The 20,963-nt window shown below is 71.5% G+C and carries 15 protein-coding genes and 1 pseudogene; 10 read left to right on the top strand and 6 right to left on the bottom strand.

Features of this window, described 5'->3' with window-relative positions; all coding sequences use genetic code 11:
- Positions 1–184: 184 nt before the first annotated feature.
- The 3 genes from ACFV6V_RS03400 to ACFV6V_RS03390 all read left to right on the top strand — a co-directional run bounded on the left by ACFV6V_RS03400 (position 185) and on the right by ACFV6V_RS03390 (position 3,002).
- The gene (locus ACFV6V_RS03400; protein ID WP_361284083.1) at positions 185–688 is read left to right on the top strand and encodes an SseB family protein; all 504 of its coding nucleotides are present in this window, start codon (positions 185–187) and stop codon (positions 686–688) included.
- 113 nt (positions 689–801) lie between these two features.
- Entirely contained in the window at positions 802–1,758 is a 957-nt protein-coding gene (locus ACFV6V_RS03395) for a pirin family protein (RefSeq protein ID WP_385558405.1), read from the top strand.
- Positions 1,759–1,877: 119 nt separating this feature from the next.
- A complete protein-coding gene (locus ACFV6V_RS03390) occupies positions 1,878–3,002 on the top strand; it encodes an AI-2E family transporter (RefSeq protein ID WP_385558402.1) in 1,125 nt (374 codons plus the stop codon).
- Here ACFV6V_RS03390 and ACFV6V_RS03385 read toward each other — a convergent pair.
- Positions 2,918–5,152: a SpoIIE family protein phosphatase gene (locus ACFV6V_RS03385; RefSeq protein WP_385558399.1), complete on the bottom strand. Its 2,235-nt coding sequence runs from the start codon at positions 5,150–5,152 to the stop codon at positions 2,918–2,920. The two genes, ACFV6V_RS03390 and ACFV6V_RS03385, sit on opposite strands and share 85 nt — an antisense overlap.
- A gap of 128 nt (positions 5,153–5,280) precedes the next feature.
- Here ACFV6V_RS03385 and aspS point away from each other — a divergent pair, with 128 nt between their 5' ends.
- Both aspS and ACFV6V_RS03375 read left to right on the top strand, forming a co-directional pair.
- Positions 5,281–7,053 (top strand): aspartate--tRNA ligase, encoded by a 1,773-nt coding sequence (aspS, locus tag ACFV6V_RS03380; protein ID WP_385558396.1) that lies wholly within the window; start codon positions 5,281–5,283, stop codon positions 7,051–7,053.
- A gap of 278 nt (positions 7,054–7,331) precedes the next feature.
- Positions 7,332–8,147: a L,D-transpeptidase family protein gene (locus tag ACFV6V_RS03375; protein ID WP_385558393.1), complete on the top strand. Its 816-nt coding sequence runs from the start codon at positions 7,332–7,334 to the stop codon at positions 8,145–8,147.
- A 33-nt stretch (positions 8,148–8,180) separates the two neighbouring features.
- On the opposite strand, the gene metG is transcribed toward ACFV6V_RS03375, so the two are convergent.
- Positions 8,181–9,836 carry a methionine--tRNA ligase gene (gene metG, locus ACFV6V_RS03370; RefSeq protein ID WP_385558390.1) on the bottom strand — a complete coding sequence of 552 codons (1,656 nt, stop codon included), beginning with the start codon at positions 9,834–9,836 and terminating at the stop codon, positions 8,181–8,183.
- 83 nt (positions 9,837–9,919) lie between these two features.
- Between metG and ACFV6V_RS03365 the strand changes: the two genes are divergently transcribed.
- Together ACFV6V_RS03365 and ACFV6V_RS03360 are read left to right on the top strand one after the other, a co-directional pair.
- Complete coding sequence (locus ACFV6V_RS03365; RefSeq protein WP_385558387.1) at positions 9,920–10,576, top strand: response regulator transcription factor; 657 nt, start codon at positions 9,920–9,922, stop codon at positions 10,574–10,576.
- Between the two features lie 44 nt (positions 10,577–10,620).
- Positions 10,621–11,664 (top strand): sensor histidine kinase, encoded by a 1,044-nt coding sequence (locus tag ACFV6V_RS03360; RefSeq protein WP_385558866.1) that lies wholly within the window; start codon positions 10,621–10,623, stop codon positions 11,662–11,664.
- A 32-nt stretch (positions 11,665–11,696) separates the two neighbouring features.
- Here ACFV6V_RS03360 and ACFV6V_RS03355 read toward each other — a convergent pair whose 3' ends face one another.
- Positions 11,697–13,601, bottom strand: coding sequence for a VWA domain-containing protein (locus ACFV6V_RS03355; protein WP_385558384.1), 1,905 nt, complete (start codon positions 13,599–13,601; stop codon positions 11,697–11,699).
- Between the two features lie 271 nt (positions 13,602–13,872).
- Between ACFV6V_RS03355 and ACFV6V_RS03350 the strand changes: the two genes are divergently transcribed.
- On the top strand, positions 13,873–15,942 hold the full coding sequence (locus tag ACFV6V_RS03350) for a PhoX family protein (protein ID WP_385558381.1): 2,070 nt from the start codon (positions 13,873–13,875) through the stop codon (positions 15,940–15,942).
- 93 nt (positions 15,943–16,035) lie between these two features.
- A pseudogene (locus ACFV6V_RS03345) lies at positions 16,036–16,413 on the top strand (RNA-binding S4 domain-containing protein); the annotation flags it as partial.
- Between the two features lie 3 nt (positions 16,414–16,416).
- Here ACFV6V_RS03345 and ACFV6V_RS03340 read toward each other — a convergent pair.
- The 3 genes from ACFV6V_RS03340 to ACFV6V_RS03330 all read right to left on the bottom strand — a co-directional run bounded on the left by ACFV6V_RS03340 (position 16,417) and on the right by ACFV6V_RS03330 (position 19,678).
- Positions 16,417–18,375, bottom strand: coding sequence for an FUSC family protein (locus ACFV6V_RS03340; protein ID WP_385558378.1), 1,959 nt, complete (start codon positions 18,373–18,375; stop codon positions 16,417–16,419).
- A 38-nt stretch (positions 18,376–18,413) separates the two neighbouring features.
- The gene (locus tag ACFV6V_RS03335) at positions 18,414–18,893 is read right to left on the bottom strand and encodes an FxLYD domain-containing protein (protein ID WP_385558375.1); all 480 of its coding nucleotides are present in this window, start codon (positions 18,891–18,893) and stop codon (positions 18,414–18,416) included.
- A gap of 122 nt (positions 18,894–19,015) precedes the next feature.
- The gene (locus tag ACFV6V_RS03330; RefSeq protein WP_385558372.1) at positions 19,016–19,678 is read right to left on the bottom strand and encodes a TetR/AcrR family transcriptional regulator C-terminal domain-containing protein; all 663 of its coding nucleotides are present in this window, start codon (positions 19,676–19,678) and stop codon (positions 19,016–19,018) included.
- A gap of 337 nt (positions 19,679–20,015) precedes the next feature.
- On the opposite strand from ACFV6V_RS03330, the gene ACFV6V_RS03325 reads away from it, so the two are divergent.
- Complete coding sequence (locus ACFV6V_RS03325) at positions 20,016–20,843, top strand: MBL fold metallo-hydrolase (protein WP_385558369.1); 828 nt, start codon at positions 20,016–20,018, stop codon at positions 20,841–20,843.
- The last annotated feature ends 120 nt before the right edge of the window (positions 20,844–20,963 follow it).

Here is a 20,963-nt window from a genome sequence, read left to right as displayed (position 1 = left end):
GGCGACGGCTCCGTCTGGATTGGGAGGGGGTCCTCGTACGTCAGTACACACATCTACCCGTTGGTAGTCGAGATGATGCTACCCGTCGGTAATAAGAGGCAACCCCTCGCGGGCATCTGTGACGCGTCCCGCACGCTCCCGTACCCACCTCGCCCCGCCGTGGCGGCTCGGTAGGCTTGCGCTCATGTACGGCTACGACCAGAACCCGGGTGCCCAGCATCACTACGGTGCCCCGCCGCAGCAGCCCATGCACGGCGCCGGAATGCCGGGTGCCGGTTACGGCGGGCAGGCCCCCGGTTACGGGGAGCAGCCGCTGTATCCGGAGCCGTCGCCGCCGTCGCTCGCCGACGCCGTGCGGGCGTTCACGACCGGGTCGATGTCCGCCGAGGACTTCCAGCAGATCTTCGCCACGTCGAAGGTGTACTGCCCGCGGGGCGACAACCCGGGGTTCCTGGCGCTGCACAACACCCAGCAGCCGGTGATCCCGATGTTCACCTCGCTGAAGGAGCTGCGCCGGTACGCGGGCAAGGACTCCAAGCACTTCGTGATCACGGGAGCCGAGGTGATCGACCTGCTGCCGACCGGGTACGGCTTCGTCCTGGACATGGAGGGTGACCACCGGATGGTGTTCGACGCCAAGGCAGTGGAGCAGATGGTCGATTTCGCGATGCGGCGCATGTACGGCTGACCGTCGCGAGCGATGTCGTGGACGCCCGGGAGGAATTCCTCCCGGGCGTCTCGCGTTGGGGCTGGCAAGAAGTTCAGTGTTCAACTAAACTGAGCGCACAAGGAGGTCACCCCATGCCCGCAGTGACTGTCGAGAACCCGCTCACCCTGCCGCGCGTCACCGCTCCCGCGGACGCCGTGCAGCGTCCGGTACGCGCCGTGACCACGGCGCCCAGCGGTTTCGAGGGAGAGGGCTTCCCGGTGCGACGCGCGTTCGCCGGGATCAACTACCAGCACCTCGACCCGTTCATCATGATGGACCAGATGGGCGAGGTGGAGTACCGGCCCGGAGAGCCCAAGGGGACGCCCTGGCACCCCCACCGGGGCTTCGAGACCGTCACCTACATCATCGACGGCGTCTTCGACCACCAGGACTCCCAGGGCGGCGGCGGCACCATCACCAACGGCGACACCCAGTGGATGACAGCCGGTTCCGGGCTGCTCCACATCGAGGCGCCGCCGGAGCACCTCGTCGTGTCGGGCGGGCTCTTCCACGGTCTCCAGCTCTGGGTGAACCTCCCGGCGAAGGACAAGATGATGGCCCCCCGCTACCAGGACATCCGCGGTGGCCAGGTGCAGCTGCTGACCTCGCCGGACGGCGGCGCGCTGCTCCGGGTGATCGCCGGTGAGCTGGACGGCCACCAGGGCCCCGGCATCACGCACACGCCGATCACCATGGTGCACGCGACGCTGGCGCCGGGCGCGGAGGTCACCCTGCCCTGGCGGGAGGACTTCAACGGCCTGGCGTACGTGCTGGCGGGCCGTGGCACGGTCGGCGCCGAGCGGCGCCCGGTCGACCTGGGTCAGACCGCCGTCTTCGGTGCGGGCTCCGCGCTCACCGTCCGCGCGGACGAGAAGCAGGACGCGCACACACCGGACCTGGAGGTCGTGGTGCTCGGAGGGCAGCCGATACGGGAGCCGATGGCGCACTACGGGCCCTTCGTGATGAACACCCGCGAGGAGCTCCAGCAGGCCTTCGACGACTTCCAGAAGGGACGGCTGGGCACCATCCCCGCGGTGCACGGCATGTGACGCCGGCCCCCGGCCCCTCGGCGTGCGGGGCCGGGGGACCCGCCCCGCATCTGATGAGACGTCACCCGGCCGGCCCGGGTCGGCGGGACGGTTCGCCCCCGCCGTGATCCGCTGGAGGGATGCAGCCACAGCCCGGGGCGCCGTGGCCCCTCCTCCCCCGGCCGGTCTGGCGCCTCGCCGCCTGGTGCGCCGTCGTACTCCTGGCGGCCGGGGTGGTCGCCGTCGGCATCAAACTGATCGTGGCCTTCAAGACCGCCGTCACCCCCGTGCTGCTCGCGCTGCTCGGCACCGCGCTGCTCGGGCCGCTGTACCGGCGGCTGGTCGGCATGAAGGTCAGGCGGTCACTCGCCGCGGGACTCACCTGCGCCGCCGTCGTCATCGTGGTGGGCGGGGCGATCTACATCGTGGTCAACGCCCTCGTCGAGTCCGGGGACCAGATCATCACCTCGCTGCGGCAGGCGGCCCGGGACCTCGCGAAGCACTTCGGGGCCGCGGGCACGTCCCTGGACGATCTGGCCGCCAATTCCAAGGACCTGATGACCAAGTTCGGCGGGACCGCCGCCACCGGGGTGATCTCCGGGCTGAGCGCGGTCGGCGAGATGATCGCGATCGCCGTACTGGCCCTGCTGCTGATCTTCTTCTTCCTCCGCGACTCCGACCGTGCCGTCCGCGTCCTGCGTTCCTTCGCCCCGCGCTCCGGCGCCGACACCGCGGAGGCGATGGGCCGCAGGGCCTTCGAGGCGGTCGAGGGCTTCATGCGCGGAACGACCCTCATCGCGCTGATCGACGCCGTCTGCATCACCGTCGGCCTGCTGATCCTGCGGGTGCCGGGCGCGGTCGGGCTCGGTGCGCTGGTCTTCGTGTTCGCCTACATCCCCTATCTGGGCGCGTTCATCTCAGGCTCGGTCGCCGTGCTCGTGGCGCTCGCCGACCGGGGCTTCGTGATCGCGCTCTGGGCGCTCGGCGTGGTGCTCGCCGTGCAGGTCCTGGAGGGCCACATCCTCCAGCCGGTGATCCAGAGCCGTACGGTCCAGATGCACCCGGCCGTGGTGATGCTGGCGATCACGGCGGGTGCGGGGCTGGCCGGGATCCTCGGCATGCTGCTGGCCGTGCCGCTGACCGCCGCCGCCTTCGGGGTGTTCAGCGAGCTGCGGAAGCGCTACGCGCCGGTCGGCGAGCCCACCGAGGGCCCGGACGGCTCGACCGGGCCACCCGGCAGCCCGCCCGGCGGCCCCGGCTCGTAGAGCTCGAACCAGATCGACTTGCCCTCGCCGCGCGGCTCCACGCCCCAGACATCCGCGAGCACCTCCATCAGCACCAGCCCTCGACCCGATGACGCCAGCTCGCCCGGGTGCCGCTTGTGCGGCAGCTCGTCGCTGGAGTCCGAGACCTCGACCCGCAGCCGCCTGCTGCCGCGGTCGCCCATCGCCTCCGCCACCAGCAGCGCGTCGCAGTCGGTGTGCACCAGCACGTTGGTCATCATCTCGGAGAGCATCAGCACCGCCGAGTCGATCTGTTCGCCGTCCGTCCAGTCGTGCAGCAGCTCGCGCAGTTGCCGGCGCGCCACCGAGATCCGCGCCGGATCGGCCTGGGCCACGGTGAACACCGTGCGCCGGGCGCTCAGCCGGGGCGGCCCGCCGTGCCGGGACAGCAGCAGCACCGCGATGTCGTCCTCACGGCGGTCGGCGAGCGGTCCCCTGGTGAAGTGGGACGCGGGCCCGTGCACGGCCTGGACCAGTGCGTCGGCGAGCTTCTCCAGGGCCTGCCCGCCGCTGAGAGGCGCCTCCAGCACGGACCGGATGCGCGCCCAGCCCGAGTCGAAGTCATGGCCGCCGGTCGCCAGGAGGCCGTCCGTGCAGACCATGATCGTCTCGCCCGGCTCCAGGGTGAGCCGGGTGGTCGGGTAGTCCGAGTCGGGGTCGATACCGAGCGGCAGCCCGCCCTCCGTCGGCCGCAGGATGACCGTGCCGTCGGCCATCCGGATCGCCGGGTCGGGATGTCCCGCGCGGGCGATCTCCAGTGTGCCGGTCGCCGGATCGCACTCGATGTACAGACAGGTCGCGAAGCGCGGACCGCTGTACGCCCCGGCCCGCTCGACCAGGTCGCCGTCGTCGTACGCCTCGGTCTCCGCGTACTCGTGCAGTCCCGCCAGGAACCGGGACGCCCGGGCGAGCACGGCGTCCGGGCGGTGCCCCTCGGAGGCGTAGGCCCGCAGCGCGATCCGCAGTTGCCCCATCAGCACCGCGGCCCGTACGTCATGCCCCTGCACATCCCCGATGACCAGGGCGATCCTGCCCCCGCCACCGCCCGCGGCGCGGGTGCCACCGGGCAGCGGGATGAGGTCGTACCAGTCCCCGCCCACATGAGGTCCGCCACCGGTGGGCACATAGCGCGCGGCCACCGACATCCCCGGGATCCCGGAGCCCAGTTCGGGCGCCAGCGCCCAGGGGCCACGCACGGGGTCGCCCGGGTCGTCCGTGACACCGGCCCGGGAGAGGGCCTGTGCCAGCATCCGGGCCACCGTGGTGAGCACCGAGCGGGCGTCCGATGTGAAGGCCACGGGCTGGGTGAAGGACGCCAGCCAGACCCCGACGGTGCGGCCCGACACGATCAGCGGGAGGAAGGCCCAGGACTGGCGGCCGAAGCGCTCCACGAGCGGCCAGACGATCGGGTAGCGGCGCCGGTAGTCCGCGGGGGTCGGGATGTACAGGGCCCGTCCGTTGCGGATGACCTCGGCCGCGGGGAAGGCGGTGTCCAGCGGCATGTCCGTGAAGACGTCCTCTTTGCCCGGGTCGTAGCCGTGGTGGCCGAGGACGGCCAGCCGGTCGCCTTCGATGCCGAAGACGACCAGCCCGTCCGGCGAGAAGCCGGGCATGTCAAGCGAGGCGGCGACCCGCAGCACCTCCCGGGTGGACCGCGCCTCGGCCAGCGCCCGCCCGGTGTCCAGCAGGAACGCCTCGCGGGAGCGGCGCCAAGGGGTGCCGCTGCCGGGTCTGGCGCCCGCGGCCCCGGCGGCGGGCGCCGGGGCCGCGGTGGCACCTTCTCCGGCGTCCTCGACCGTCCCCACCAGCAGGTAGTCGCCGCCCTCGATGACCGGCTTGCAGCGGCTGCGCACGGTGCGCAGCACCTCGCCCTCCTCGTCGAGGATGCGTATCCGTATCTCGGCCAGGGTGCCGTCGGCGACCGCGACCGTCACAAGGCCGTAGACCTCCTCCCAGTCCACCGGGTGGAGGCGGGCCCGCACGGTGGCCACGGGCACGGTGCGGGTGTCGGCGGGCAGCCCGAGCAACCGGGCGGCCTCGGCATCGAGGGTGATGGTCCCGGAGGCGTTGTCCCAGCGCCATACGCCTGTCGCGATCGCGGCCAGGGCGGCCAGGACATCTTCGCGACGCATTTTCCTACTGTATTCACGATATGCCGGGAGTGGCCTCTGCTAATGCCTCAAAAGAGAGCGCAGGCCGGGCGGTAACCTGGGTGGGTCTGCCCACATCCCCACCGCCACGAAGAACTGGATGAACGACGATGCATCGGTACAGGTCCCACACCTGCGGCGAGCTCCGCGCCTCTGACGTCGGCACCGACGTCCGGCTGAGCGGCTGGCTGCACAATCGCCGAGACCTGGGCGGCATCCTCTTCATCGATCTCCGCGACCACTACGGCATCACGCAGCTCGTCGCCCGCCCCGGCACTCCCGCGAACGAGGCCCTGAGCCACCTCGCCAAGGAGTCCGTCGTCCGCGTCGACGGCAAGGTGTCCGCCCGTGGCACCGAGAACGTCAACCCGGACCTGCCCACCGGCGAGGTCGAGATCGAGGTCACCGGCGTCGAGGTGCTCGGCGCCTCCGCCCAGGTGCCGTTCACGATCAACACGGACGACGGCGTCAACGAGGAGCGGCGCCTGGAGTACCGCTTCCTGGACCTGCGCCGTGAGCGGATGCACCGCAACATCATGCTGCGCACCGCCGTCATCGCCGCCATCCGGCACAAGATGACCGCCCTCGGCTTCAACGAGATGGCGACCCCGATCCTCACGGCCACCTCCCCCGAGGGCGCCCGTGACTTCCTGGTGCCGTCCCGGCTGAACCCCGGCAAGTTCTACGCGCTGCCGCAGGCTCCCCAGCAGTTCAAGCAGCTTCTGATGATCGCGGGCTTCGATCGCTACTTCCAGATCGCGCCCTGCTTCCGCGACGAGGACGCCCGCGCGGACCGCTCACCCGGCGAGTTCTACCAGCTCGACGTGGAGATGAGCTTCGTCGAGCAGGAGGACGTCTTCCAGCCCATCGAGCGGCTGATGACGGAGCTCTTCGAGGAGTTCGGCGGCGGACGCCACGTCACCTCCCCCTTCCCGCGGATCCCGTTCCGCGAGTCGATGCTGAAGTACGGCAACGACAAGCCCGACCTGCGCGCACAGCTCGAGCTGGTCGACATCACCGATGTCTTCGAGGGCTCCGAGTTCAAGGCCTTCGCGGGCAAGCACGTGCGCGCCCTTCCGGTGCCCGCCGTGCAGGACCAGCCCCGTAAGTTCTTCGACCAGCTCGGCGAGTACGCGATCGAGCAGGGCGCCAAGGGCCTGGCCTGGGTGCGCGTCGGCGACGACGGGGCGCTGTCCGGCCCGATCGCCAAGTTCCTCACCGAGGAGAACGTCAAGGTCCTCACCGAGCGCCTGGGCCTGGTCCCGGGTCACGCGGTGTTCTTCGGCGCGGGCGAGTTCGACGAGGTCTCGAAGATCATGGGCGCGGTGCGGGTCGAGGCCGCACGCCGCTCGGGCCACTTCGAGGAGAACGTCTTCCGGTTCTGCTGGATCGTCGACTTCCCGATGTACGAGAAGGACCCGGACACCAACAAGATCGACTTCTCGCACAACCCGTTCTCCATGCCGCAGGGCGGCCTTGAGGCCCTGGAGACCCAGGACCCGCTGGACATCCTCGGCTGGCAGTACGACATCGTCTGCAACGGCGTGGAGCTGTCCTCCGGCGCGATCCGGAACCACGAGCCCGACATCATGTTCAAGGCCTTCGAGATCGCGGGCTACGACCGGGAGACCGTGGAGCGCGAGTTCGCCGGAATGCTCCGCGCCTTCCAGTACGGTGCCCCGCCGCACGGCGGTATCGCCCCCGGCGTCGACCGCATCGTGATGCTGCTGGCCGACGAGCCCAACATCCGCGAGACGATCTCCTTCCCGCTCAACCAGAACGCCCAGGACCTGCTGATGGGCGCACCGGCCGAGGTCGAGGAGGCGCGGCTGCGCGAGCTGCACATCGCGCTGCGCAAGCCCCAGGCCAAGTCCGGCGAGTGACGCGTCGTTAGGCGCCATCGGGCGACCTTGGGCGACTGCTCCGTCAGGGGCCCGGAACCGACACGGTTCCGGGCCCCTGACGCGTTCCCGGCCCCTCACGCGTTCCGACACACGCGCAAGTCCTGCGACGCCTTCTCGCGTAATTCCCGTACCTTCCGTGTCGTTCGCGGCGTGGCGTTCGGCGTCCGGGCGCCGAACGGGAAGAGAGGGCCAGGGAAGGCAGGACCGGTGACGCACCACCGGTGACGCACCACCGGAACCGGAGAGGACACCGCGTCGTGCCCAGCACCGTACCGACGACGAGACCGACGAGACCGACCAGACCGACGAGGTCCGCCAGAACAGCCGCCGCCGCGGCAGCCGTCCCGCTGCTGCTTGCCGGACTGCTCGTCGGCGGCTGTACGCGGGCCGCGCCGCCGGCCCCGGTCATGGACACCCCGCCCCGCCCCGCCAGCGGCCCGGGCGCAGGCGGGGCGGTCGAGGCGGCACCGGCCGCGGCGATCCCCGGGATCGGCGGCCGGACCCGCGACCTCATCCCGGAAGGCGCCACCCAGGCTGTCGTCGTCACCGGCGAGGACCGGCGCTCGCCCTTCTCCACGGTCGTCCTGTACGAGTGGACCGCGGCCACGGGCTGGCAGGCCGTATCCGACAGCTGGCCCGCCCACAACGGCCTGAAGGGCTGGACCGACGAGCACTGGGCCGGTGACAAGCGCTCACCGATCGGGGTGTTCGGGCTCACCGACTCGGGCGGCCGGCTGCCCGATCCGGGCACCAGGCTGCCGTACCACCGCAGCTCCCTGTTCAACGCGCCCGGCCGCGGCTTCCTCGGGGAGCCGCTCGCGGGTTCCTTCGACTACGTGGTCGCGATCAACTACAACCGCCACGAGGGCGCCAGTCCCCTCGAGGACGGGGTGGTCCAGCGGCCCATGGGCTCGGAGCGGGGCGGCGGGGTCTGGTTCCATGTCGACCACGGCGGCCCCACCCAGGCGTGTGTCTCGCTGGGCCAGGAGCACATGCGGGAACTGCTGCGCTGGCTGGACCCGGACCGGGAGCCGGTGGTGGTGATGGGGGACCTGGATGCGCTGGCGCGCTGACCCGCCGGCCCGCGTCCCCGGACACCGCTACCACTACCGCGCGGGCTTCTCCTCCAGCCGGGGGAACAGCACCGCGCCCTTCGTCACCGTCGCACCGGCCGGAAGCCTGCCCCAGTCCGCCCCGTCCTGGACCCGCTGCTCCGCCAGGGCCCCGAGTGACGCCTCGGCGCCCAGCGAGTCCCACAGCTTCTGCGAGGTGTCCGGCATGACGGGGTTCAGAAGCACCGCGACCGCGCGCAGCGACTCGGCGGCCGTGTAGAGGATGGTCGCGAGGCGGGCCCTGCCCTCGTCGGACTCGTCCTTGGCGACCTTCCACGGCTCCTGCTCCGTGATGTAGCCGTTGACCTGCTTGACGAAGTCGAAGACCGCCAGGATGCCGCCCTGGAAGTCCAGCTCGTCACCGATCCGCCGGTCGGCCTCGGCCACCGCCTTCGCCAGTCCGTCCTGGACGGCCTTCTCGGCCGCGCCGTCCGCCGTGGCCCCGGGCAGGGACCCGCCGAAGTACTTGCCGACCATCGCCGCGACCCGGGACGCCAGGTTGCCGTAGTCGTTGGCGAGCTCGCTGGTGTAACGGGCGGTGAAGTCCTCCCAGGAGAACGAGCCGTCCTGGCCGAACGCGATCGCGCGCAGGAAGTACCAGCGGTAGGCGTCCACGCCGAAGTGCGAGGTCAGGTCCTGCGGCTTGATGCCGGTCAGATTGGACTTGGACATCTTCTCGCCGCCGACCATCAGCCAGCCGTTGGCCGCGACCTTCCCCGGCACCGGAAGGCCCTGGGCCATCAGCATCGCGGGCCAGATGATGGCGTGGAAGCGGAGGATGTCCTTGCCGATCAGATGCACGTTCGCCGGGAAGGTCCCGTCGAACTTCGCCGGGTTCTCGTTGTAGCCGACGGCCGTGGCGTAGTTCAGCAGGGCGTCGATCCACACGTAGATCACGTGCTTCTCGTCCCACGGCACTTTGACGCCCCAGTCGAACGTGGAACGCGAGATCGACAGGTCCTGCATGCCCTGCTTCACGAAGTTCACGACCTCGTTGCGGGCGGACTCCGGCTGGATGAAGCCGGGGTTGGCCTCGTAGAACTCCAGCAGCCTCGGGCCGTACTCGCTGAGCTTGAAGAAGTAGTTCTCCTCCTTGAGGATCTCCACCGGCTTCTTGTGCACGGGGCACAGCTTCTGGCCCGCGTACTCTCCGTCGGCGCCGCCGTCGATCAGCTCCCCGGGGAGCTTGTACTCCTCGCAGCCCACGCAGTACGGGCCTTCGTAGCCGCCCTTGTAGATCTCGCCCTTGTCGTACAGGTCCTGCACGAACTCCTGGACGCGGTCGGTGTGCCGCTTCTCCGTCGTACGGATGAAGTCGTCGTTCGCGATCTCCAGGTGCTCCCAGAGGGGCTTCCAGGCCTCCTCCACGAGCTTGTCGCACCACTGCTGGGGGGTGACGCCGTTCGCCTCGGCGGTGCGCATGACCTTCTGGCCGTGCTCGTCCGTGCCGGTGAGGAACCACACCTTCTCGCCGCGCTGGCGGTGCCAGCGCGTGAGCACGTCTCCCGCGACGGTCGTGTAGGCGTGGCCCAGGTGAGGAGCGTCGTTGACGTAGTAGATGGGGGTCGTGACGTAGAAAGCCTGCGCGCCTTCGCTCGCCCCCCGCGTCTCGTCGTGCTGCTCGGGCTTCTCGGATCCAGTGGCCGCCATGGCCGGAATCCTATCGACCTGCCGAAGATCGACTTACCTGCGTCAGTGATGCTGAGGGGAGGCAGGCGGGAGAGGAAGGACCTATGCGGGTACTGGTCGCGGAGGACGAGGAGACGCTGGCGGAGCTGGTCGCCACGGGGCTGCGGCGGGCCGGTTTCGCCGTCGACACCGTGCACAGCGGCGATGCCGCCATCGAGCACCTGGGGGTGCATGACTACGACGTCGTCGTGCTCGACCGCGATCTGCCGGGGGTGCACGGGGACGATGTGGCCCGCGGGCTGGTCGCCGCCGCATCCCGGACCCGGATCCTGATGCTGACGGCCGCGGCGGCCACGGAGGACCGGGTGTACGGCCTCGACCTGGGCGCCGACGACTACCTGACCAAGCCCTTCGAGTTCCCGGAGCTGGTGTCACGGGTGCGTGCCCTGCGACGGCGCAGCGCACGGCCGCCCGTGCCCCCGCTGCTGGAGCGCCACGGGCTGCGGCTCGACACCGTACGCAGGACGGCGGTACGGGAGGGACGGGCACTGGAGCTGTCCCCGAAGGAGTTCTCGGTGCTCCAGGTGCTGCTCGAGGCGGACGGGGCGGCGGTATCGGCCGAGGAGCTCCTGGAACGGGCCTGGGACGCACACGCGGATCCGTTCACCGGGGCGGTGCGGGTGTGCATGAGCAAGCTGCGGGCCAAGCTGGGGGAGCCCGGGCTGATCCGCACGGTGCAGGGCGTGGGGTACGTGCTGTGACGGCTCCGCTGGGGTCCGGCTCGACCATCCGCACCCGCATCGCGATGGTCTACGGGGGCGCCTTCCTGGTACTCGGCGCGCTGCTGCTCGGGATCGTGAACCTGCTGTCCCTGGCCGGGGCGGACGAGGACGGGGCGACGGGTCTCGAGCGGGAGCTCTCGGACCGGGTGCGGGACGCGGTGGCGGAGCAGATGCTGATCTGGTCCTCACTCGCGCTGCTGGTCATGGCGGTGTGCGCGGTGGTGGTGGGGTGGTGGACGGCGGGACGGGTGCTGCGCCCGGTGCACGAGATGACCGCGCGGGCGAGGGCGCTGGCGGCGCAGACACCCTCGGTTCAGGGCGGTGGTGCGGGCTGGGGACGGATCGCCGTGCGGGGCCCTGACGATGAGCTCAAGGAGCTCGGCGACACGTTCGACGGGCTACTGGCGCGGCTGGAGGCCGCGTTCGACAGCCAGCGCAGGTTCATCGCGAACGCCTCGCACGAGCTGCGTACGCCGCTGGCGACCCAGCGGGCGGCCATCCAGGTCGGCCTGGACGAGTCCGCGTCTGCCGGGGAGCTGGCCAGGACCAGGCAGCTCCTGCTCGACAGCAACCGCCGCAGCGAGCGGCTGATCGAGGGCCTGCTGGTGCTGGCCCGCAGCGAACGGGGCCTGGCGCGGGGCGAGACCGAGTGCCTGGACCTCGGGGAGGTCGTGGCGGAGGAGTGCGAGCGGTACGGCGTCGCCGTCGGTGGGGAGCAGGTGGTCCACGTGCGGGGGAACCGGCTGCTGCTGGCCCAGCTCGTACGGAACCTGATCGCCAACGCGGTGGCGTACAACGCGCCGGGCGGGGTGGTGGACGTGTCCGTGGACGCGGGGCGGCTCACCGTCGCCAACACCGGCCCGAGGGTGGATGCGGCGGACGTCCCGGCTCTCTTCGAGCCGTTCCGGCGCGGCTCGGGGCGGGACCGGATGGGCCCCGGGGCGGGCCTCGGGCTCTCCATCGTGCGGTCCATCGCCGTGGCCCACGGCGGCACGGTGACCGCCGAACCGGGCCCGGAGGGCGGGCTCGTGGTGCGGGTGAGCCTGCCCTCCGGTATCGCCGGCTGACACGGACCAGGCCGTGTCAGCCGGGACAGCGCCTAGCTCTCGCGGTTCCTCAGCCACTCAGGGAAGCGGCCGAGCAGACCCCGGTAGAGCTCGTCGTCGGTGAGCTCGCGGGGGTCGGGACCGGCGTGGAAGAACCCGGCGTTGTCCACCGACTCGTCCGCGTCCAGCTTGCGCAGGAATTCGAAGCCCTTGGCCTCGTACTCGCCGAAGGCCACGAACTGCCAGAAGAACGGCTTGCCCGCGACCTCCGCCAGGGCCTGCTTGGCCGGCTGCCTGGCGTCCGGGGGACCGTCGGTCTGGAACACCACGAGGGCCGGGACATCGGCTCCCGCCGACTCCTCGTGCTTCTCGTGGTGCGCCACGACCTCCTCGACGGCTCGGTGGTAGCTGGTGCGGCCCATGCGCCCGAGGCCCGCGTGGAGTTCGTCCACCCGGCCCTCGTACTCGCTGAGCGTCAGCTCGCCGGTGCCGTCGATGTCCGTCGAGAAGAACACGACGTGGACGGACGCGGCCTCGTCCAGGTGCGCGGCCAGCGCGAGTGTCTGCTCACCGAGCTGCTGGGCGCTGCCGTCCTTGTAGTACGGCCGCATCGACCCGGACCGGTCGAGCACCAGGTACACCTTGGCCCGCGCCCCGGTGGCGCCGGTGCTCTTGAGCACCGAGCCGGCCGCCTTGTAGGCGCCGAGGAGACCCGCGGCCCGCGACTTGACGCGGGCGAGGGAGAGGGCGGGCTTTCCGGTGGCGGTGTCGTCGGCTGCGGGCGCGACTTCAGCCGCCGGTGCTGCTTCAGCCGTCGGTGCGGCCTCGGCGGCCTTCGCGGCCCGCGGTTCTTCGGCTGCCTCGGCGGCCGCCGCCTCGGCCCGGGGCTCGTCGGCCGCGAGCTCGGCAGCGGTGGTTGCGGGTGCTTCCGCGGACTCCTCGGCGGAGGTGTCCGCGGTGGGAGTGGCGTCGACGCCGTCCCGGCCGGCCCCGGCTGCCGGTGCCGCTTCGTCGGCCGCGGGTGCGGTCTCCGGCTCGTCGGCGCTGGTTGCGGGGGTTTCCGCGGACGGCTCCGCGGAGCCGTCCGTCGCGGGAACCGTGTCGCTGCCGTCCCGGTCGGCCTCGGCTGTGGTCGGCTTGGCGCCATCGGCCCGGCTCTGCGGGGTGGCCTGCGCCGGAATCACGGCGTTGGCCTCGGCCGGGTCGGCGGGCGCGTCGGCGTCGGCGGCTTCGGCGGTGACCTCGGCCGGTTCCGCGGGCACCGCGTCCGCATCCGTGTCCGCGGTGGACGGCTCGGCGTCCACGCCGGACTGCGGCGCTGCTTCGGCGCCGGCCTCGTCCTGCACGGCAGCGGAGGTGTCAGCGCCCGTGTCCGCCTCGGTCGCGGCCCCGCTGCCGGCCGTCGTGGCGGCTGCGCTCGTGGCCTCGTGGGCGTCCGCCGTCACGCGGTCGCTGTCCTCCGCCTCGTTCGCCGTCTCCGCGCCGCCCTGGGCCGTGCCCGCGGTCTCCGCCGTCGCCGCGGCGACCGTGTGCGGGTCGGCCTGCGGCGTTGCTTCGGCGAGGGCCTCGTCGGCCTCATCCGCCGTCGTGGTCCCGGACGCGACGGTCACGTCCGCCTCGTCGGCCGCGTTCGCACCGGCCTCCGTGACGGGAGCGTCCTCGTCGGCCGTCGTGGCCGCCGCACCGGAGACAGCGTCCGCACCCGCAGCAGCGTCCGCGCTCTCCGGCGCGTCCGGTGTCGTACGGGCCGACGGGATCGTCGGGCGCGGCGGCGGGCTGTCGAAGGCCGCCGACACCAGGTCAGCGGCTCGTTCCTCGGGGGTGACGGGTCCGGCAGGGGCCTCGGCCTGGGGCGGCACGCCGGTCGGGGTTGTCGTCGGGGCGGCCGTGGATGACGCGGACGACAACTCCGTACGCTCGCGTCCAAACACCTTGCGCAGCAAGCTCCGAATGCCCATGGGCGAGGCCTTTCGCGTGAATTGGGGCGATCCATGTCCGGGCCAGGCGCGGCAGCCCGCATCCCTGGCCACGGCGGACACGTAAGGTTAGCCCCCGCCCGATCCGCAAGTGGGCAACCCCCTCCGGTGTCAAGAGCGCCTCGGTCCGTCCCCATTCATCCCCTGTTCACCTCACCGCCGCCCGCGTGAACGCGTGTACGCCTAGCGTCACGGCCGGACACATTCCGACACGATGTCGGCGCGGCACGCGCCGAAGGGGATTGGGGACGAAGTGCGCAAACTGCTGCCGCTGCTGAACTCGGGTCACGCGGGCGGCCGGTCCGCTCTCACCTGTCGATACCGCTGTGGTGACGCCTGCTTCCATGAAGTGCCGAACACCAGCGACAACGAGTACGCCGGCGACATCATCGCGGGCGTGCTCTCCCGGCGCTCCATGATGCGCACGGCCGCCGTCGTGACCGTCGCCTCCGCCACGGCAGGTGTCGTCGTCGCGCAGGGTGCCACCGAGGCCCACGCGGCCACCACCGGCGCGGCGGCCGAGGGCCGGGGCGGCCACGGTCATGGCTCCGTCTGCGACGGCGCACGCGGTCTCCGCTTCGCACCCGTCGAGCCCAACACCGCCGACCAGGTGACCGTTCCCTCCGGTTACACGCAGAATGTCGTCATCCGCTGGGGTGAACCCATTCTGCGCGGCGCCCCGGCCTTCGACCCCGACCGTCAGACCGCCAGGGCACAAGCCGGTCAGTTCGGCTACAACAACGACTTCCTCAGCCTGCTCCCGCTGCGCGAGCACGGGCGCCAGGTACTCGTGGCCAACCACGAGTACACGGACGAAGTCCTGATGTTCAAGGGATACGACCCGGCCAACCCCACCCGCGAGCAGGCCGAGATCGCCTGGGCGGCGCACGGTCTTTCCGTCGTCGTGGTCCAGGAGGAGCGCAGGAGCGGCAAGCTCACGCCCGTCCTCCGGCACCACCTGAACCGCCGGCTGACCGCGACCTCGGAGTTCCGGCTCACCGGCCCCGCCGCGGGCAGCGACCTGCTCAAGACCTCCGCCGACCCGACCGGCACCAAGGTGCTCGGCACGCTCAACAACTGCGCGGGCGGCACCACCCCCTGGGGCACCACACTGCACGGCGAGGAGAACTTCAACCAGTACTTCGCCAACGGCTCCAGCGCCACCGACAAGCGCTACGGCATCGGCGCCTCCGCCACCGAGCGCAAGTGGGAGCGGTTCGACAAGCGTTTCGACGTCGCCCAGGAGCCCAACGAGCCGCACCGCTTCGGCTGGGTGGTGGAACTCGACCCGTACGACCCGGAATCGACGCCCCGCAAGCGCACCGCGCTCGGCCGCTTCAAGCACGAGGCCGCCCAGCCGCGGCTGACCCGCGACGGCCGTCCGGTCGTGTACATGGGCGACGACGAACGCTTCGACTACTTCTACAAGTTCGTCTCGTCGAAGCGGATGAAGAAGGGCGACTCGCGGGCCGCCCACCAGCACAACCTGACCCTGCTCGACGAGGGCACCCTGTACGTCGCCAAGATCAGCGGCGACAGCCCGGCCGCCGAGATCGACGGCACCGGAAAGCTGCCGGACGACGGTGAGTTCGACGGCACCGGGGTGTGGATCCCGCTGGCCACCGGAGATGTCTCGCACGTCGAGGGCATGACCGCCGAAGAGGTCTACGTCTTCACCCGGCTCGCCGCCGACAAGGTCGGCGCCACCAAGATGGACCGCCCCGAGGACGTCGAGCCCAGCCCCCGTACCGGCCGGGTCTACGTGGCGCTCACCAACAACACCGACCGCGGCAAGACGGGCAAGGCCGGTGCGGACGAGGCCAACCCGCGCAACCTCAACAAGCACGGCCAGATCCTGGAACTCGCCGAGCACTGGGACAACCCGGCGGGCGACGGCTTCGCCTGGCGGCTGTTCCTGGTCGCGGGGGACCCGGAGGACCCGGCCACGTACTTCGCGGGCTACCCGAAGGACGAGGTCAGCCCGATCTCCTGCCCGGACAACGTGGCCTTCGACCCCCACGGCAACCTGTGGATCTCCACCGACGGCAATCAGCTCGGCTCGCACGACGGCCTGTTCGGTGTGGCCACGCGGGGCGAGCGCCGAGGTGAGCTGAAGCAGTTCCTCACGGTGCCGAAGGGTGCGGAGACCTGCGGGCCGATCGTCCAGGACCGCCGTGTCATCGTGGCCGTGCAGCACCCGGGCGAGGTCGACGGGGCGTCCGTCGAGAAGCCAGCTTCGGTGTGGCCGGACGGACCGGGCAGGATCGTCCGTCCCGCGGTGGTCGCGGTGTACCGCCAGGACGGTCGCGACATCGGGGTGTGATCAGGCTTCTGATCGCGGACCCACGGGCCCGGCAGCTCCTGCCGGGCCCGTGGGCGACGACGTAGAGTCGGTCGCATGGCTGAGGACGCGGCGACCGGCGGAACGGTACGAGTGGACAGCTGGATCTGGTCCGTACGGCTCACCAAGACCCGCTCGCAGGCGGCGACCGCCTGCCGCGGCGGCCATGTCCGGGTGAACGGCGAGCGGGTCAAGCCCGCGCACACGGTGCAGCCCGGGGACGAGGTGCGGCTGTTCCACGCGGGCCACGAGCGGATCGTGGTGGTCTCCCGGCTGATCCGCAAGCGGGTCGGAGCGCCCGTGGCGGTGCAGTGCTACACGGACAACACCCCGCCGCCCCCGCCGCGCGAGTTCGTGGCCCCGACGGGGGTGCGGGACCGGGGCGCGGGCCGCCCGACGAAGCGGGACCGGCGCGAGATGGATCGCTTGCACGGCCGCCAGGACAGCGCCTAGCCCTCAGGTACGCGGCGAGGCGATGGCGCGGGCCGCCGTCACCTCGTGCCGGAGCGGCGACAGCACGCTCTGCTCGCAGCCCCGCAGATCGGCCCGCACTTCGTGCAGTTCCTCACTGGCGCGGAGCCCCGCCGCCAGTTCCCGCAGCTCGGCGACGACGGCGGCGACCTCGTCGGGCGCCGGGGCGGGGGCGCCGTGGTCCACTCGGACTTTGGCGGCTGTCGTCGCGTCGGTCACCCGCTCCATGGCGACGGCGAGCGGCCACCAGGCGGCGGCGCGGGTGCCGGTCGGCGGGGGCTCGGTGAGGGCGCGCTGGAACTCGCTGCGCACGGCCGACAGGTCACGGTAGAGACGGCGGCGAGAGCGTTCCCGGGCGCCCGGGTCGGGGGCGGGGGCGAAGGACAGCTCCACATAGTGCGCCGCGTGGTCGACCGAGTCGGCGAGCCGGTCCCCGACGCGGGTGTGCCAGCTCTCCGGCCACAGCAGATAGCCCGCGACCAGTGCGATCGCGCAGCCGATCAGGCTGTCCACCAGACGGGGCAGCAGCAGTCCGGTGCCCTCGTGGTTGAGCAGATCGGACAGCAGCAGGATGGCGGGGGTGATCGCCGCCGTCTGGAAGGCATAGCCCTTGACCGTGAACGCAGGGATCATCGCCGCCAGCACCATCATCACCGGCACGTACCACCAGCCGCGTGGCACCTCCGCCAGCACCGCCGTCGCGACCACGAGCCCCAGCGCCGTGCCCAGCGCGCGCAGCACCGCACGCGAGAACACCGAGCCGAAGTCCGGTTTCAGCACGAAGGTGACCGTGAGCGCCACCCAGTAGGAGCGGTCCAGCGTGACGAGCGAGACCAGGGCCTGGGCGATGCCGATACAGATCGCGAGCCGCAGACCGTAACGCCAGGAGGCCCCTGACAGCAGCACTCCGCGGGCGGTGCGCCGGGCTCGTACGCCGAGGGCGGCGGGGCGGCCCAGGCGATCGAGGCATTCCTCGGTCTGGTACGGATCGACGTCGGCCTGGTGCACGACCACGGCCGCGTGCCGCACGGCGTCGTCCACGGCCCGTTCGGACGGGGTGTGCGGAGGCGGCAGTTCCAGGGCCGGGCCGCCGGTGCGGCGGCCCTGTTCGACGTCGTCCGCGAGGGAGCGTACGGCGGCGGGGAGCGCGGGGGGCAGCGGATGGCCGGCGAGACGCGCGGCCGGGGCGGCTTCGACCACCGGGATCAGGGCGTTGAGCTGGGCGAGTAGCCGTACCAGCGACGGATTGTGGCCATGGTCGCGGGTACGGCGGCCGAGCACGAGGTCGTACGCGGTGTTGAGCGCGGCGGTCACCGCGTGGCGCCGGGCGTCGTAGGCGTCCTCGTCGGTGTCGTCCGATGACGCCGCCAGCTGGTCGGCAGCGGCCCGGTAGGTCCCGGCCACCGCGGACCGCTCCGGCACCCCGCCGCGCAGCGGCCAGCCGAGCAGGGCGAGCACGAGCACGAACAGACCGCCGAGGCTCAGCAGCAGCGGCGCCTTCCACCAGGGGTCCGGCAGCGGGAGCCCGGCGCCGATCACGGCATCGAGCAGGAGCAGCAGCCCGGCGACCGAGGCGATCGCGCCGATCGAGGAGATCATCCCGGACACCAGCGCGACCAGGGTGAGCACGCCGACGGCGACCCAGCCCCGGTCGTACACCAGGGTGCCGACGGTGACCCCGACCGCGCCCAGCGCCTGAGGTACGGCGATGTTGAAGATGCGCATCCGGTACGCGTCGGCGGTGTCGCCGATCACGCCGGACAGCGCGCCCATCGCCACCAGTGCCCCGTACGCCACCTGTCCGGTGGCGAAGCCGGCGGCGAGCGGGGCGGACATCGCGATGGAGGCGCGTACGACGGCGGCCCACGGGATGGGCGCGGGCTGCGGTCGCAGGTTTCTGACCAGCCAGGGGGGCGGGGACAGCCGCCCGCGGGGCGCCACCATCGCTCAGCCACCGGAGTTGGGGCGTTCGGGCGCCGGCCTCAGTGCCGCACCGCGCGGGCGATCTCAGCCGCCGGGGTGCCGGACAGATCGCGGTTGCTGCGTGCGTCGGCGGTCTTGGTGCCGCCTGCCGGCACGTCGTTGATGCTGACGACGGCGGCGTCGAGCAGATTGCCGTCGGAGTCCTTGAAGTTGACCTGGATCGTGTAGTCCGCCGTGCTGCTCGAGCTGTTGGTCGCGGTGATCTCGGCGACGGCCCTGCCGTCGTCGTTCTCGGTGGACCCGGCCTTCACATCGCCCTTGGCATCCAGGCCGCCCTGGATGTCGGACAGCTGCGCGGTGGCGGAGGCGATGAGGTCGCTTGCCTTGGAGGCCGCTGACTTCGGCGTCTCGTCGCTGTCCGACGAGCAGCCGGTGAGCGTCGCGGCGATCAGGGCTGCGGCGATGAGCGTGTTGCGGATGAGTGCGTTGCGGGGAACACGGGTGTCGTGGGAGTCACGAGTGCCTCGGGACGTTCTCATACGGCCCAGCGTGCGCCCGGCCGGTCCATTCGGCCACTTGGCGCAGCGAGGCGCTCCGCCGGGAGCGCTGTCGGGCGTCTGCGTCGCTGTACCCGGCGGGCCGCGCGGTGAACGCGCCCCTTTCAGGGTTTCAGGGGCCCGGTGTCGCCGTCCGCTTTCCGGTCGGGCGCGAGCTTCCGCAGCGCTTCGATGAGCAGTTCGACGCCGAACGTGAACTCCGCGTCATGGTCGTTGACCGCGAGAATCGGCGCGACCTTCGCCACCGCGGGGAATCCGGCCTCCGAGAGGTAGGCGGTCCTGGCCTTCTGCACCTCGGCGCGGTCGCGGTCCTGGGAAGGCGACGACGCATGGATCTCCCGCAGCAGCGAGCCGACCTGGAACGAGACGAACAGTCGCAGCACATGCACGGCCGTGGCCTCGTCGAAGCCGTGGTCGAGCATCATCGCGAGCATGGTGTCGACCGGTGCCAGCGCGGTGGGGGTGGAGAGCTGGCGCATCAGCACCAGTTCACCGGCACGCGGATGGCGCAGCGCTGCCTGGCGGAAGGCGTACGAGAGGGTGCGGATGCCGTCCTCCCAGCCGCCGGTCATCCGGGTCGGCATCCGCATCCGGTCCGTGATGTACTCCGTCACGCCGTCGAGGATGTCCGCCTTGCTCTGGACATGGTTGTAGAGCGACATCGCCTGCACTCCGAGCCTGGCCGCGATGCGCCGCATGGACAGACCGTCCACGCCCTCCTCGTCGATGATCACCAGCGCTGCCGCGACGATCCGTTCCCGTGTCAAAGGTTCACGTGGGGGCGGGAGTTCATGTCGAGGTTCCTGCGCCATGGCGGTCGCTCTCTTTCGGGTGGCTACGCGCGGTAACGCTTGACGGCTTACAGCGTAAGTGCTTCTCTCCTGTCTCGTACTTACGCCGTAAGTGGCGCACTCGCGCGCCAGCTCAGCACGGCCACCATCCTCTCGGTCTTCGCCCCTCCCCGCCGACACCTCCCCACCGTCAGCCCCTAGCCGCCGGCTCCCCGCCCGCCCCGCCCGCCCCGCCTTCCCCGCCGCCCGCTCCCCAGCACCGCCTTCCAGCCCGGCCCCTCGCCGGGTCTCCCCCTGGCCGCAGGAGACCCACATGTCTGTGCGCACCGCCCTCGTTCCGCAGCGGCGCTCGTCCCTGACCGTGCACCATCTCGACTGCGCACCCATGCGCCCCCTTGGCGGTATCCCCCTTGTCTCGCACTGCCTTCTGATAGCCACCGGCAGTGGCCTTGTGCTCGTCGACACCGGCCTCGGCGCCGCCGAGGTGTCGGACCCCCGGCGGCTCGGCGGGCTGTTCCGCCACACGATGCGTCCCGAGCTCGACCTGTCACGCACGGCCGCCCACCAGGTCCGGGCGCTGGGCTACGACCCCTATGACGTACAGGACATCGTCCTGACCCACCTCGATCTGGACCACGCGGGCGGGCTTGCCGACTTTCCGCACGCCAGAGTGCACGTCATGGCCGACGAGTACCGCTCGGCGATGCGCCGCGACACCCGGCTCGAGGCCAACCGCTACCTTCCGTCCCAGTGGGCGCACGGCGTCGACTGGGTGGTCCACGACACCGCCGACTCGGACTGGTTCGGTTTCCAGGCGTCCCGGGTCATGCGCGCTCCCGACATCCTGCTGGTGCCGCTGCCCGGCCGTACGCGCGGCCACTGCGCGGTCGCCGTGCAGCAGCAGAACCACTGGCTGCTGCACGCGGGCGACGCCTACTTCTTCCATGGCGAGATCGACCTCAGGCGCCCGCGCTGCCCCCGCCCGCTGGCCCTGCACCAGCGGATGGGCGCGGACGACCACCGGTTGCGGCTGGACCAGTTGGAGCGGCTGATCGCGCTGCGCAGGGCGTATCCGCGGCTGATCCGCATCTTCTCGTCGCATGACGCGCAGGAGTTCGACCTGCTGTCGGACCGGATGTAAAGCGGGCGCCCTCGGCTCGGCCGTACGGGAGTACGGCCCCGCCCCGGGCGTTAGGTCGGGTTTGGCGGTTCGCGCCCCGGGGGGGGTGATGGGGGGGAGACGGTCGCCCGTGTGGGGGGC

It is taken from the genome of Streptomyces sp. NPDC059828 (assembly GCF_042731955.1).
Classification (GTDB): domain Bacteria; phylum Actinomycetota; class Actinomycetes; order Streptomycetales; family Streptomycetaceae; genus Streptomyces.
This window is presented reverse-complemented; position numbering and strand designations above follow the sequence as displayed.

Excerpts from the sequence above, each read along its gene's own strand:
- ACFV6V_RS03325 (WP_385558369.1), top strand. The coding sequence starts at position 20,016 with ATGTCTGTGCGCACCGCCCTCGTTCCGCAGCGGCGCTCGTCCCTGACC.
- ACFV6V_RS03335 (WP_385558375.1), bottom strand. The coding sequence starts at position 18,893 with ATGAGAACGTCCCGAGGCACTCGTGACTCCCACGACACCCGTGTTCCC.
- ACFV6V_RS03355 (WP_385558384.1), bottom strand. The coding sequence starts at position 13,601 with ATGGGCATTCGGAGCTTGCTGCGCAAGGTGTTTGGACGCGAGCGTACG.
- ACFV6V_RS03365 (WP_385558387.1), top strand. The coding sequence starts at position 9,920 with ATGCGGGTACTGGTCGCGGAGGACGAGGAGACGCTGGCGGAGCTGGTC.
- ACFV6V_RS03390 (WP_385558402.1), top strand. The coding sequence starts at position 1,878 with ATGCAGCCACAGCCCGGGGCGCCGTGGCCCCTCCTCCCCCGGCCGGTC.
- ACFV6V_RS03340 (WP_385558378.1), bottom strand. The coding sequence starts at position 18,375 with ATGGTGGCGCCCCGCGGGCGGCTGTCCCCGCCCCCCTGGCTGGTCAGA.
- metG (WP_385558390.1), bottom strand. The coding sequence starts at position 9,836 with ATGGCGGCCACTGGATCCGAGAAGCCCGAGCAGCACGACGAGACGCGG.
- ACFV6V_RS03395 (WP_385558405.1), top strand. The coding sequence starts at position 802 with ATGCCCGCAGTGACTGTCGAGAACCCGCTCACCCTGCCGCGCGTCACC.
- aspS (WP_385558396.1), top strand. The coding sequence starts at position 5,281 with ATGCATCGGTACAGGTCCCACACCTGCGGCGAGCTCCGCGCCTCTGAC.
- ACFV6V_RS03400 (WP_361284083.1), top strand. The coding sequence starts at position 185 with ATGTACGGCTACGACCAGAACCCGGGTGCCCAGCATCACTACGGTGCC.
- ACFV6V_RS03360 (WP_385558866.1), top strand. The coding sequence starts at position 10,621 with ATGGTCTACGGGGGCGCCTTCCTGGTACTCGGCGCGCTGCTGCTCGGG.
- ACFV6V_RS03385 (WP_385558399.1), bottom strand. The coding sequence starts at position 5,152 with ATGCGTCGCGAAGATGTCCTGGCCGCCCTGGCCGCGATCGCGACAGGC.